Annotated in this window: 10 protein-coding genes; 6 read left to right on the top strand and 4 right to left on the bottom strand. The window is 44.0% G+C overall.

Features of this window, described 5'->3' with window-relative positions; genetic code table 11:
- The first annotated feature begins 562 nt into the window (after positions 1-562).
- Entirely contained in the window at positions 563-1,258 is a 696-nt protein-coding gene (locus tag EIZ58_RS21690; protein WP_134703027.1) for a hypothetical protein, read from the top strand.
- Between the two features lie 104 nt (positions 1,259-1,362).
- Here EIZ58_RS21690 and EIZ58_RS21685 read toward each other — a convergent pair whose 3' ends face one another.
- A complete protein-coding gene (locus EIZ58_RS21685; protein WP_134703026.1) occupies positions 1,363-2,694 on the bottom strand; it encodes a hypothetical protein in 1,332 nt (443 codons plus the stop codon).
- Between the two features lie 186 nt (positions 2,695-2,880).
- Here EIZ58_RS21685 and EIZ58_RS21680 point away from each other — a divergent pair, with 186 nt between their 5' ends.
- Complete coding sequence (locus tag EIZ58_RS21680; protein ID WP_134703025.1) at positions 2,881-3,435, top strand: CBO0543 family protein; 555 nt, start codon at positions 2,881-2,883, stop codon at positions 3,433-3,435.
- Positions 3,436-3,590: 155 nt separating this feature from the next.
- Here EIZ58_RS21680 and EIZ58_RS21675 read toward each other — a convergent pair whose 3' ends face one another.
- Both EIZ58_RS21675 and EIZ58_RS21670 read right to left on the bottom strand, forming a co-directional pair.
- A complete protein-coding gene (locus tag EIZ58_RS21675) occupies positions 3,591-5,771 on the bottom strand; it encodes an ATP-binding protein (protein WP_134703024.1) in 2,181 nt (726 codons plus the stop codon).
- Positions 5,749-6,447 (bottom strand): response regulator transcription factor, encoded by a 699-nt coding sequence (locus EIZ58_RS21670; protein WP_134703023.1) that lies wholly within the window; start codon positions 6,445-6,447, stop codon positions 5,749-5,751. Before EIZ58_RS21670 ends, EIZ58_RS21675 begins: the two co-directional genes overlap by 23 nt.
- Before the next feature lie 290 nt (positions 6,448-6,737).
- On the opposite strand from EIZ58_RS21670, the gene EIZ58_RS21665 reads away from it, so the two are divergent.
- The 4 genes from EIZ58_RS21665 to EIZ58_RS21650 are packed head-to-tail and all read left to right on the top strand — an operon-like array spanning position 6,738 to position 10,809.
- Entirely contained in the window at positions 6,738-7,874 is a 1,137-nt protein-coding gene (locus tag EIZ58_RS21665) for a glycoside hydrolase family 88 protein (RefSeq protein ID WP_205672296.1), read from the top strand.
- Positions 7,875-7,892: 18 nt separating this feature from the next.
- Complete coding sequence (locus EIZ58_RS21660) at positions 7,893-8,426, top strand: TRAP transporter small permease (protein WP_370297776.1); 534 nt, start codon at positions 7,893-7,895, stop codon at positions 8,424-8,426.
- Positions 8,423-9,700 (top strand): TRAP transporter large permease, encoded by a 1,278-nt coding sequence (locus EIZ58_RS21655; RefSeq protein ID WP_134703022.1) that lies wholly within the window; start codon positions 8,423-8,425, stop codon positions 9,698-9,700. The genes EIZ58_RS21660 and EIZ58_RS21655 overlap by 4 nt, the downstream gene beginning before the upstream one ends.
- A 44-nt stretch (positions 9,701-9,744) precedes the next feature.
- Complete coding sequence (locus tag EIZ58_RS21650) at positions 9,745-10,809, top strand: TRAP transporter substrate-binding protein (RefSeq protein WP_134703021.1); 1,065 nt, start codon at positions 9,745-9,747, stop codon at positions 10,807-10,809.
- 42 nt (positions 10,810-10,851) lie between these two features.
- On the opposite strand, the gene EIZ58_RS21645 is transcribed toward EIZ58_RS21650, so the two are convergent.
- Entirely contained in the window at positions 10,852-11,892 is a 1,041-nt protein-coding gene (locus EIZ58_RS21645) for a TRAP transporter substrate-binding protein (RefSeq protein WP_134703020.1), read from the bottom strand.
- Positions 11,893-12,046 lie beyond the last annotated feature (154 nt).

The raw sequence follows: 12,046 nt of genomic DNA, 5'->3' as shown, positions 1-12,046 counted from the left end.
ACATTAGACTTTATTCCACTCGAAAATTGTATCTGATTCTATTTCGCCAAAAAAAGAGCATAGAGAACCCGATCTCTACACACTATACTCGCTTCGGGGATACCCCCTCAGGCAAGGGACTGTCCCTTTTTAAACGGCAAAGCGCTGAGCGCTTTACCGTTGGCAGTCTGAAGGAAGACCCGCTAGAGGCAAACCGCCTAGTAGTCGTGGTCATCCGAAACACCTACCGAACCCTCATTTCTCAGGTAGAGTCAACTATTCGTATGAAAAAAAATGAGTTTTTTAAGCCGGTAATGGGGTGGCGGAGGAGGGGGAGGAGTATAAGATCCTAGAATGTATGAACTACGGGATTTTGGTCTATATTTATGATAGGGAATAGATGTTCTATTCTTTTTGGTCATGTATGTCAGAATGGCAAAAAGCTTTATCTCCAGAAATGGAGGTAAAGCTTTTTGTTTTTTTGTATTCGGACCAAGCAGGGACTTATTACCTCTAGAATCTTCTTTTTAAATTAGGTAGTGTTTGGGGGAGCACGGATATTTTAGCGGAAAGGCGTTCCATTGTGAAACGAAATCCTTATTTCATTACCCTTGTTATTTTGCTGGTACTCGTCACGATTTTTTCTTTCTTTCAGCACCGATTGATCCGGGAGCAAAAACAACAGCTCACATGGTACCAGGACAAAAATGATTATACTTTTCTATATCTCCTAGAAGATACCCCCTCCCTTGTTTCATTGGCCGGACTGCTTGAGAAACTGAGCAAGGTAGATGAAAGGGACGAGAAAGCTTTTTGGGACCTGCTCTCCCACGCAAAGAATATGAATCAAGCCTGGGAACATCGTCTCTACAAGCTGATCCATTTAAGCGATGACAATTCCCAGCCCTTGAAGACCGAATACGGTATAAATCATCAGATCATGACTTCAGCCTTGCAGCAAGATCTCTGGCTACTAGCCTTTCGAGCGGACACAAGAAATGTCCTTTATGTTATGGGATACCAGTTCAAGGATAAGGCTTCTACGAATTTGGATAGTAAAACGAGAGAAACCTTGAAAGGGATCTCAGAACAATTACTGCTAATGGATCAAAGTATTCATGAATACCAACAATTGGCGGGAGGACGCTGGGGGGATGTGCACTTTCAGGAGGAGTTTAAACGCAGATTTTTGCAGGACATGAGGCCCTATCTTGAGACAATCAAAGACCTCTCTGAAAACTACCAGACCCATATTTCCACTAACCAAGGAAATCATTAGCGTGAGTGAAATGGTCCATCCCAAAAGAAGATGTAAAATTTGAAAGTAGCCCCTAACAATAAGGGGCTACTCTTTATCATTTATTATAGATTGCAGTCCTTAACCTAGTGAAAAAAAGTAAGGATAGCAATTCCAATCGTACACATACTGAGCAGAAACCATCCATTATCCCGAGTCCCGACTTCAATGCTTGTCCTCTTCACTAGCGTGCTTACCAATAGGTTGACGGGGTTCACTGGACTTAAAACTGAAGAAGTGGCCCATGCCAGCATAATGACCAGCGCTAAAATTTCTTTCGTTGTACCCATTAAAACGGGGTCCATTTGTGTCGCAAGTACGGTCACTACAACGACTTGATGTATCCCCATATAAGTTACGCCCACCATAGTGATCAGGATAAACAAAGCAAACAGTAAGAATGAATGCTGTGCTAAGTCTATCATGAATTTACTCAACCCATACCCAAAGCTTGTCCCCGTAAGGGATTGACCAAAAAAGCCAGCACTAATGTACATTATGATTTCATTGTTCATAATAGGAACAGAGTGATCTCGGTAATCCAGAAGATATTGCTTCAATGTTTTCCACTGATTGGAACATAAGGTCCATAACACAGGGAAAAGAATGGCTACAAAACTAACGAGTACAAGCATGGACCAATGGGTAATCATTTCAGCGATAATGGTTACAGCCATTAAGCAAAAGATAATCAAAGCCAGGAGCTTTATTCTTTGTCTGTGCTTAGGAGAGACGGGTTCTGCATCGGGTTTCGCTGTGCCAAACTTTTGCTTTTTAGCCCACAGACTAAACATGAGGTTCCCTAGGATTAAAAACAAAATCGCTAGCCCTAATCCATAAGGTACATAATCAGCAATCGACACCTGCAAATACAGCAAGGTAATCGCTACGGCAGCATAGTAAGGTGACCATAATATAGTGGATGAAAAACCAACCAGGTAAGCCTTGGACAAAAAAGTGGAGTTCAATTTTAATTTTTGAGCGAATTCATGAACAATGCGAATGGCGCCGATGTTGAGGATCGGACTTAAAAAGAAGAGGACGGTCGTAATTCCCAGAAACAGTTTTCTCGGTTGGTTCTCAAACTGTTTAAGATAAGACAAAATGGAATCAAAAAAACCACCCATCTTCAGTGGAATGGATAGCAACGGAACAAGAACAAGGAGGGTCAACAAGGGAAGATTGGCGGTAATGCCTTGTACAGCAGCTTCCACTCCGTCTCCTTTTAAAATCGTAAAAACCATTCCAGCCAAAAACATCAGGATGCTAAAAAACCGCGGCGTGCGCCGGGCAAGAGTAATGCTCCCTAAGAAAGCAATCGTGGCAAAGATGGCTAATGCATATTGTAAGACCTGTGAACCCACAAAATATTGAATTAAAAATAAACAACACATCGCAAGGATAAAATAACTACGCAACACAACCACCTCTTACTACAGATTGTATATTGTATACCTAGAAATTAACAAATATTCTTTGTTGAATTTGGTATGCAATATACTGATAGTTTACCGAATTTTATTTTATTTCGTCAATGAAATTATTTGATGTAAGCATAATAGTAACAGTGCAATGTATCTGAAAATAGGAAAAGGGTGAACCAGGTGGAAGTAGTATATGAGGAGTCTTTATTGCGAGTGAGAGAGTTGCAAGATCAACTGGTTCAACTTGATGTCGAGCGTTGGTCACTATATGCATTTCAAGCATGGAACTGGTGGCTGCTAGTCGTTTTTCTGATTGTTCCGTGGATCATCTGGATCAAGCTGGTTGATAAGAAGAGAGTTGTAGAAATTTTGCTTTTTGGTATGGTCATTATTTTGATTACGGTAAATCTAGACTCATTGGGAACTCACTTGGGTTTTTGGCTATATCCCGTGAAGCTTATTCCTATCATTCCTAAGTCGTTACCCTTCGATGCAAGTGTTGTCCCTGTTGCGTATATGCTTATTTACCAATACTTTCGCAGCTGGAAATCGTACACCCTAGCTCTGGTTGTTATGGCGATTGTGTATGCATTTTTCGGGGAGCCGTTAGCCCATTGGTTAGATCAAGCCCTTTATCTGAAATGGAGATACACATACTCTTTCTTCTTTTATATCGTAACGGGAATTGCTGTGAAGTGGGCGGTTGATAAATTGGTTAAGTTAGCGAAAGAGTAACCGACCAACGTATACTTGGTGGTCTATTCCAGAAGAGACAAGGTTCAAAGAACGGGTCAAAGATTCTGTGATATCGGAAGCGAGTTTATTTGGACAACTAAAATGCCCTATCATGTGATGTCCATGACATCATGAATAGGGCATTATATATGTTCTTAGCTGCCTTTAATGACTGCTCCTTCCTCACCCTCAGTCTCCATTTCATCCATTACGGGCAACCTTATGGTCATGGTCGTCCCTTGATCGATTTGACTCTCGACGAGGATGTCTCCGTGATGGGCATGAATGATCTTTTGCGCAATCGTAAGTCCCAATCCGCTTCCCATGGTTTTTTCGCTTTTGGCTCGCTGATCCCTGAAAAAGGGGGTAAAGATATTCTTGATGTTTTCTTCCGTAATCCCTATGCCTTGATCTTTAAATTGAATATAAATCTCTTGATCTTGCTGGAAGACTTTAATATCGACCATGATTTCTTCTTTATTTCTTGAATATTTGATGGCGTTTTCCAAAATATTGACGAAAGCTCGATTGATTTTCTTGCCATCCACAAAGAGCAAGGGGAGATCCGGTTCAATTTGCGAGTGGACGGTAATCTTTTGCTTTGGGGTATTTGCTATGACCATGTCCAAAGAGTGTTCCAGCAAAAATTCAATCGGGATCCATTCTTTTTCAAAGTGCATCTCATTGATGTCCATTGCGGTAATGTCAAACAAATCATTGACGAGCTGGATCATATGGTTAAGCCGAAGCGAAATCAGCTTCATGAATTCCCTTTTTTGTTCCTCGGACAGTTGATCATATTTCATCAGGACTTCATGGTAACCTTTGATGGAAGTTAAGGGCGTCTTGAGATCATGAGAAATCTGGATGATGAGCTCGGAACGGAGTTCTTCCGAATTCTTAAGCTTCTTATAGGTCTCCCTCAGCTGACTGTTCGCATCCTCCAACTCTTTCGTTCGCTCTAACACTTTATCTTCGAGCTGATCGGCTCGATCATGTAGTTCGTTGATTAACTGCTGGATCGTGCTGTTCATGAAATTAAATGTCTCGGTTAGCTTGCCGATTTCATCCTCTTGTTGAACAGGGATTTTCTTTCCAAGGTGTCCGCTTGCACTCTCCTTGAGAGCCACCGTTAACTGCTTGATTGGATTCGTAATAGTTTTCGAGAAACGATAGGAAAATATTACTAGCACGAATGTGCCAAGTACTAACAATAAAAATAGTTTTTGAGAAAAGGAAAGGATTTGCATCGATGTTTCTTTTTTTACATCATTAACGATAGGATCGATAATATCTGATTCCGGGACCGCAAAGCTTAAGATCCATCCGTTGTTTTTGATCGGCGTGGACAGCAAATAGATATTTCCTTCATCGAGCTTTACTTCCGATATTCCTTTCTTGGTGTTCAGCGCCGCATTTATTAATTCGGGCTTCTGGGCATCATCGGGATTGTTTCGCTGCCCACCGATGAAATGGCCCTGCTGGTCGATGATAAAGGCAAAGGCATGGGGTTCCTCAAAGCGAATGTCATTGAGTTTCATTTTGATATATTCGATCGGAAAATGGACTCCTACTACTCCTCTTAATTCCCCAGAGGGGAGATACACCGGGGCTGCTGCTGCGATGACCCAGTTCCAATGGGAAATATCCTGAAAAGGCTTCGTCCATTTTACGGTTCTGCTCGGGTTATGCTCCCTGTCTGCAATATGATAGAATTCATAGTCTTGCAATCGAATGTTTGGCGGAAGCTTATGGGTTGCCACCTCGAAATCGATATTCATGGCCGGATAAGTAAGCCAGGCCGATTCGGATAAAAAGAGGTAAGCGGCTTTTAGAATGGATTCGTTTTTAATCGTCTGTTTTAGCAAAGGCTCTAGCTCCTTTGCTTTTTTCAGATCTGTCATGATGGCAGAGGCATCGGCCGCACGGGAGCTGACAAAAAAATTGGCCTTATCATACCTATCGATGATATGCTGAGGTTCCCTTAAATACCCTTGAGTGCTTTTCACCAGTTGGATGTCGGGCTCGTGTGAGAACGTGTGATTCTCCTTCGAAAATACCATTTCCGCTTGCTTCTGAATTAATTTTAGATTATTTTCTACTTTTACTAATTCAAGGCTTACAGTTTGAGCTTCTTTTTCCAAATAGGAGAATTTCTGGGATAATACGCTGGCTTTGGTCTTCTCAATTTGTTGATGCATAATCTTCTCAGATAAATGTTCTACTTGGATCAGGCTGTAGACACCTAATAAGAGAAAAGGCAAGAACGACAGCAAGGTGGTGAAGAATAGGATTTTTAGAAAGAATGACTGTTTAATGGTTTTGATTACCGGCAAATTTATATCCCACCCCTCGTACCGTCACAATATATTTGGGGTTTAGCGGATCTTCTTCAATTTTTTTTCGCAGATTCGAAATGTGAACGATTACAGTCCTCTTCTCACTAAAGGAATCAATACTCCAAATTTTGTCCAAGAGCTGCTCCGGTGAGAACACTTGATTAGGGTGTTGAGCGAAAAAGGTGATCAGATCAAATTCTTTGGTCGTAAGGTCAATGATTTCTCCATTCCGGTACAATTCGCGGGAGGAAGTATCGATCACAATGTTGTCGAACGCAAGCTGACGGGAACTTGTTTTTTGCTTCTGAATAATTCGATTTCTTCGCAAGTGAGCGCGGATTCGAGCCAAAAGAACACTCGTGCTGAAGGGCTTCTCAATGTAATCATCCCCACCGAGACTAAATGCAAGTACCTTGTCGCTATCTTTATTGTTGCAGCTGATGAAAATAATAGGGGAAGAGGTCAAGAATCGAATTTGCTCGCATACTTGCATTCCGTTCATATCCGGAAGCATAATATCGAGCAATATGAGATCAGGAACTTTCTTCTTCACGCTGTCAATGGCGTCTTGGCCAGTGGACACTATAGAAAAGGGAATTCCCTCTTGCTCTAAACAAATGGAGAATAATCTTTGAATATCTCGATCATCTTCTACGATAAGTATTTCCTCCAATGCTATTCACCTTCTCTCGTTGAAATGGAATGGATAGAGAACCTTAACAGCGTATTTATAGTGTTTATTAAATAATTATAATAGTAAAACATTATTAATCAAGGATGAAGAAGAGAATTGTTTCTTTCTCTTCTTTTTCCTTTTTTAAACTTAATCAAAACTTGATCTAAACTTGACTGTAAATTTCCTAAAACTTTAAATAGTTGCATTACAATGAACCGCAAGACAAAGTTTAAACAGTGATTGAAAACGCTTAATATTTTGCATCCGGGATGCAGAGGAGTGAATCAATGGACAAGGAAAGAATGAAAGAGGCTTTTCAACAAATGCTTGAAGGAATAAAATGGACAGCTATGAGTGCGGGGAAGCAATTTCCGCATTATGCTGACGGAAAAACGGGAAAGTGGGTCTTTAGCCCAAACGGTGATTGGACGGGTGGGTATTGGTGCGGCATGAATTGGTTGGCTGCAGCCGCAACAAAGGATGTCCTGTACCACCAATGGGCCCAGAAATGGATTGGCCTCTTGGATGAGCGTGTACATTCCAGAACGGTATTCCGCGGGTTTTTATTCTATTATGGCGCTGTACTTGGAAGTATTCTGCTTAAAGATGAAAAGGCAAGAGATCTGGCCATTCGCGCAGCCAGGTCCGTATATTCGGCCTATGATGAGAAGGCTGGATTGATCCCGCTGGGGGAGGAGGCAGAAGAAGCGAGCAATGTTGGAAATGCGGAGGCGAATATTGATGGCGTTTGCGCAACTCCCTTATTGTTGTGGGCTTCCCGGGAAACAGGGGAGCGTTCCTTGGCTGAAGTTGCAATTCACCATGCCCTGCAGCATCTGAAACTATGTGTCCGCAAGGATGGATCCGTATGTCAATCAGCAACTTTTGATCCGTCAGGAAACCTGGTTAGGCGCTACACCCATAAAGGCTATAGTGAAGAAAGCACTTGGGCGCGTGCACAAGCTTGGGCCATGATGCATTACACAGTTGCTTATCAATGGGCTCCACAAGAAAAGAAACTATTGGAAATCTCGCTTCATGTTTCAGAATGGTGGATCAGCCATCTTCCGGAAGACGGTGTAGCCTTTTGGGATTTCGATGATCCTGAAATCCCCCATGCCAATCGCGATACCTCTGCCACCGCGATTGCAGCTGCTGCCTTGCTGAAGCTTAGCCATCTTGTAGGAGATGAGGAGAAAAGCGAGAGGTACAAAGCGGTTGCTCTTCAATCCATTGAACGGCTTGTTAGCCACTACCTTACTCCCACGTCGAAGGGAGACGGAAGGAGACCAGGTATGCTATTGGAAGGATGCTTTAACAAGAAATTAGGGGTGGCTCTGGAAAGTGAACTCATTTGGGGGGACTACTACCTCTTGGAGTGCTTAAGCCATTTGTTGGGGCATACAGAGCCTACCATGTTTTAGGATCGGGGAGGAGATTATGTGAAAAAAACAACTGTATTTTTGGGGAATTTGCTGAATGTGCTGATGGCGGTTTCCTTAGCGGTAATGGCCGTTCTTGTTTTTGGCAATGTAGTTCTTCGTTACTTGTTCAATTCAGGGATTACCTGGTCAGAAGAAATGGCACGCTTCTTGTTCGTTTGGATGGTATTCCTGGGGGCAATCGGTGCGCTGTCGGATCGCAATCATTTAAGTGTCGATATGGTGGTTAAAAGATTGTCACCGAAGATGAAAAAAGCAGCATACGTGATCACTCACGTCTTGATGCTTTATATCTTATGGCTTGTTTTGGATGGAAGCTGGAAAATGACGATGATGAGTCTCGGGACTAAAGCACCTGCAACGGGATTGCCTCAGGCCTTCATCTACGGAATCGGGATCGTGATGAGCGTCAGCATGTCTTTTATTATATTAAGGAATGTCTATCAAACGTTATTTCCGCGCACCGTGAAAGTTGAGGAAAAGGTGGTCACTGCGCCTTATCAGCAAGCAGCTCAAGGAGGAGGCTCGTCATGACATTAGGCGTTTTTTTAGGATCATTGCTCGGCGCCATGGCACTCGGAATGCCTATTGCATTCGCCTTATTGTTCAGCGGGGTCACCTTAATGTATTTTTTGGATTTGTTTGACAGCCAGATCATCGCGCAAAATCTGATTAGCGGTGCGGATAATTTCCCCCTCATTGCCATTCCCTTTTTCATCCTCGCTGGGGAATTGATGAATGCGGGAGGGATTTCCAAACGGATCGTAAATTTCGCGATGTCTCTTGTCGGACATATTCGAGGCGGGTTGGGCTATGTTGCCATCATGGCTGGTGTGCTCTTTGCCGGGCTCTCCGGTTCTGCGGTTGCCGATACGGCGGCACTTGGAGCGATTCTGATCCCCATGATGGTGAAGGCCGGTTATGACCGAAACCGTTCCACCGGCTTAATCGCAGCGGGAGGGATCATTGCGCCGATCATTCCTCCCAGCATCCCGATGATCATCTTCGGGGTGACCAGCGGAGTATCCATTACCAAGCTGTTTATGGCGGGGATTGTTCCGGGTCTTCTCATTGGTTTGGCATTAGTCATCGCTTGGACTATTGTCGTTCGAAAAGATAAGGTTCAAGTGTTCCCGAAGAAATCCGCAAAAGAAATGTGGGTAGCCACCAGACAGGCGGTATGGGCGCTTCTCTTGCCGGTCATCATCGTCGGCGGATTGCGGGGAGGGATTTTTACTCCAACGGAAGCCGCGGTTGTTGCCGTATTCTATGCCTTGTTTGTCGGGCTTGTTGTTTACCGTGAGCTCAAGATCCGTGAACTCTATCAGGTATTGGTAACTTCGGCGAAAACGACGAGTGTCGTGATGTTCCTAGCTGCAGCGGCCCTGGTTTCGGCTTGGCTTATTACGGTGGCAAACATTCCGGCAGCCATCACCGAAATGCTTGGACCACTGATGGAGAAACCATTGTTACTCTTGTTGGCCATCAATCTATTGGTATTTCTTGTAGGGATGGCCATGGATATCGTGCCTTCAATCCTAATTTTGACTCCCGTCCTCATGCCGATCATATTGGAGGCGGGAATTGATCCGATCTATTTCGGTGTGCTGTTCATATTGAATTGCTGCATTGGATTAATTACTCCACCGGTAGGGACGGTGCTCAATGTCGCTTGCGGAGTAGGAAAGATCGGTATGGAAGATGTGATCAAGGGAATATGGCCGTTCTTGCTGGTGGAAGTGTTAATTTTAATCTTGCTGATTCTGTTCCCTTCCATTGTGACGGTCCCGCTGGGCTGGCTGACGTAGTTTGGGAAGGCTGAATAAAAACCAAAAATTGAGGAGGAATAATCATGAAAAAATGGGCAAAAAACTTAACGATTAGTTTGGTGATCCCGAGCTTGCTTCTTCTTGGAGGATGCGGGGCCGGAAACAACGCGGGAAATGCCAGCGAAGCAGGGGCAAGCCAAGAAGCTGCCAACAGCATTCAAAAGAGGACGGTCAAAGCTGGAATTGTTCTGCAGCAAGATCACTCGACAGGCAAAGGCTTAAAAAAGTTTGCCGAGCTAGTGGAGCAAAAGAGCGGAGGCTTGATGAAGGTCCAGCCCTTCTATTCCGGCCAGCTCGGGGATGAGAAGAAGATGATCGAAGCCGCGCAAGCCGGCATGCAGGAGGTTGCAATCACGACAACTCCGCCCCTTCGGGCGAATATAAAGGAATTTGGCATCTTTGATTTGCCTTTCGTATTTTCTAACGTGGATGAAGGAGCGGCTGTTCTGGATGGTCCCGTCGGGCAAAAGCTTATCGACAAACTCCCGGATCAGAATCTAGTCGGACTCGCTTATTGGGAAAACGGTATGCGTAGCCTAACGAACAGTAAACACCCCGTCGCTTCAGTCAAGGATTTCCAGGGACTAAAGATTCGAACGCAGCAGAATGAGATCCATCTTGGTGCTTTCAAGGCACTGGGGTCCAATCCAATTCCAATGCCTTACACGGAAGTATTTACCGCAATGGAGAGCAAAACCATTGACGGAGCTGAAAATGCGCTGCCTGTCTTCGAATCGGATAAATATAATGAAGTTCAAGAGTACTTAAGCCTAACGGAACATCTCTACTCCTCCTTTATCGTTTTGGTGAGCAAGAAGTTCTGGGACCAGCTGTCACCAGAAGAACAAAAGATTATGGAAGAGGCGGCCGCAGAAGCTCGCGATTTCCAGCGCGAAACGAACCGGGCAGACGTGAACCAGTCGCTTGATAATTTAAAGGCAGCAGGAATGAAGGTCAATGAGATTTCACCGGAGGAAAAGAAGAACATGCAGGAAGCGGTTCAGCCGGTGGTTGATAAGTTTGCCAAGGATCTTGGCGAAGAGCTAGTCCGCGAAATGTATGATGAGGTAGAGAAGGTACGCAAGTAAGAATCAAGATTTACCAAAAGGGGTCGAGGACATTTCCTCGACCTATTTTCCCGTTTGCACGATCATATCCGATATTCCGTATTTTTCCCCTAGATAGCCCCTAACCGGCTTCACCGCTTCGGCCATTCTCGCCCTTTCTTTCTCGCTGACCATATGAATTTGGACCCCTTCGCTTTCCAGCTTTTTCATCTGTTCTCCTTCCAGCACAGGGTAATAATCCAAATAGTCCTTAGAGACTTCTAATGCCGTCTCTTGGATCACCTGGCGAATATCATCCGGAAGGGATTCCCAGAACATATTGTTGATGACAATGGCTTGGGTGATTAAAATATGCTGGGTTGTGGAAACATGCTTTGTTACCTTATAGAACTTGCCCGTATAACCCAGATCATAAGGGGCCTCCGCAGCCGCAACCACCTTGTTTTCTAATGCTACATAGACCTGTGGCCAGGCGAGGGGAAACGGATTGGCTCCGAGACCGTTGAATGCGTGGAAGTAGGCGTCCGATTCAGGGGAACGAATCTTCAGCCCATTCCAATCCTCCAGGGTGAGAATCGGATGTTCGGCTGAAAAAACGTTGCGAAAGCCTTCCGCAAACCAGGTAAGAACGCGGAGTCCCTTTTCATTCAAGAGATCATTATTCAGTTGCTTGCCAATCTCTCCATGCAACATGGAATAAGCGAACTCATTACTCTCCCAAAGATATGGCACATTCAGCAAATTAAAGCGAGGGGAGAGCCCTCCTAGAATGGGGGCAGAAATTTCCGACATCTGGATGGTTCCCGTGATTACGTTTTCATTGACATCCTGTTCCCCGCCCAGTTGGCCATCGGGGTATAGATCGATTTGTACTTTTCCATTCGTTCTTTCATGGACCAATTTGGCAAATTTTCGAATGGCCGTTCCGCTGCCGCTGCTATCGGACATGTGATGGGCAAATTTGATCGTAATCTTATCCGTTTCTTTCATTCCAGAAGTCTTCCTTGCATTGCCCTCATCGGGAGAGTCGGCTGAAAAATTGCATCCTGTGATTAGTAAAATCAAGCCTATCGCAATCCCTGCTAAAATCGTCACTCTATTCACGGAAAAATCTCCTCATTTCGCTAAAGATAGCGGTTTCAAATTTAGCAAAAAACAGTAAATGATAGCTATGAGCAATATTATAATAGTTGGAATCTAAAATCAAAAGAAAATTATTACAACTTAATCTATTCTTGATGTTCATTTAACCTGCTCT

Source organism: Ammoniphilus sp. YIM 78166 (genome assembly GCF_004522215.1).
Classification (GTDB): Bacteria; Bacillota; Bacilli; order Aneurinibacillales; family RAOX-1; genus YIM-78166.
Note: the sequence above shows the minus strand (reverse complement) of the source record. Positions and strands in the feature narration are given on the sequence as shown.

Bases quoted from the DNA above. Each gene is read 5' to 3' on its own strand.
- EIZ58_RS21665 (WP_205672296.1), top strand. From the start codon at position 6,738: ATGGACAAGGAAAGAATGAAAGAGGCTTTTCAACAAATGCTTGAAGGA.
- EIZ58_RS21655 (WP_134703022.1), top strand. From the start codon at position 8,423: ATGACATTAGGCGTTTTTTTAGGATCATTGCTCGGCGCCATGGCACTC.
- EIZ58_RS21650 (WP_134703021.1), top strand. From the start codon at position 9,745: ATGAAAAAATGGGCAAAAAACTTAACGATTAGTTTGGTGATCCCGAGC.